This window comes from Gluconacetobacter entanii, assembly GCF_013155425.1.
In the GTDB taxonomy this organism is placed as follows: Bacteria; Pseudomonadota; Alphaproteobacteria; order Acetobacterales; family Acetobacteraceae; genus Novacetimonas; species Novacetimonas entanii.
The window spans coordinates 1-1,307 of the sequence record NZ_JABJWD010000138.1 but is presented as its reverse complement, the minus strand read 5'-3'; the positions used below and the strand labels follow the sequence as shown (position 1 = coordinate 1,307).

Sequence of the window (1,307 nt, the reverse complement as noted above, 5' to 3'; positions counted from 1 at the left end):
TGAATTGCCCCGGGTTTTGTGGAGACGGAACGACCCGAGAGGTAAGAAGGATTCATGAGCACCAAATCGAAGCGTTTTCCGCCTGAGTTTCGTGAACGTGCAGCCCGCATGGTTCTGGAGGAAGAGAAGAACCATCCTTCGCGGTGGTCCGCGGTGATGATGATAGCGCCAAAGCTGGATATTCATCCTGACACGCTGTCAAAATGGACCCGTCTGCATGAACGTGCCAATGCGCCTGCGGTGAGTGACCTGCCTGATCGAGAGAAGATCAGGCAACTGGAGCGAGAGAACCGCGAATTGCGGCAGGCCAATGAAATCCTGCGTAAGGCGTCGGCATATTTTGCCCAGGCGGAGCTCGACCGCATCTTCAAGCCATGACACGCTTCATTGAGGAGCACCGGCAGACATATGGTGTCGGGTCAATCTGCAGGGTTCTGTCGATTGCACCATCTGCCTATTATGCTTATCGGGCGAGACAGAAAAATCCGTGTGTGCGCAGCCAGAAAGACAAAGAGCTGTGCGATGACATCCGTAGAGTGTGGAATGATAATTTCTGCGTCTATGGAGCGCGCAAGGTCTGGCATCAGCTCAGACGTGAAGGCCTGGATGTCGCCCGCTGCACGGTAGAGCGGCTGATGCGCCGGATGGGGCTGAAAGGCGTCATTCGTGGCAAGGGGGTCAGAACCACACGGCCTGATCCGCAACGTCCGTGTCCGCAGGATCTGGTGCAGCGCCAGTTTCATGCTCCTGCCCCCAACAGACTGTGGGTTTCGGATTTCACGTATGTTTCCACTTGGCAGGGCTTTGTTTATGTGGCCTTCATCATTGACGTCTTTGCACGGGTTATTGTGGGTTGGCGTGTCTCCTCAACGGCTCATACCGACTTCGTACTGGATGCCCTTGAGCAGGCTCTGTGCCAGAGGCAGCCTGAGGGAAAAGTGACCCACCATTCCGACCGCGGCTGTCAATATGTGTCCATTCGCTACACGCAAAGACTGGCTGAAGCGGGGCTCGTTGCTTCTGTCGGCAGTGTTGGGGATTCCTATGATAACGCCTTGGCAGAGACCATTAACGGACTTTACAAAACCGAACTCATCTATCGGCAGGGGCCATGGAAAAACAGGGAAGCTGTTGAACTGGCAACACTTAAATGGGTCGACTGGTTCAATAATCGGCGGCTCCTGTCCTCCATTGGAAACATCCCGCCAGCAGAAGCTGAGGCACGCTTTTATGCACAACAGAAATCACATGCATTAGCCGCTTAAATCAGATAAAAAACGTCTCCACAAAACCCGGGGCAATTCAAT

The 1,307-nt window shown here is 54.0% G+C and carries 1 protein-coding gene and 1 other annotated feature; the gene reads left to right on the top strand.

Annotated features, from left to right (window positions below):
- The first annotated feature begins 54 nt into the window (after nucleotides 1-54).
- A protein-coding gene (locus tag HNH97_RS16740) for an IS3 family transposase (RefSeq protein WP_110507661.1) occupies nucleotides 55-1,265 on the top strand; the annotation gives its coding sequence in 2 pieces (ribosomal slippage) (nucleotides 55-340 and nucleotides 340-1,265; 1,212 coding nt in all).
- Nucleotides 333-449: a sequence feature (AL1L pseudoknot), on the top strand. (Overlaps the previous gene by 117 nt.)
- Nucleotides 1,266-1,307: the final 42 nt, after the last annotated feature.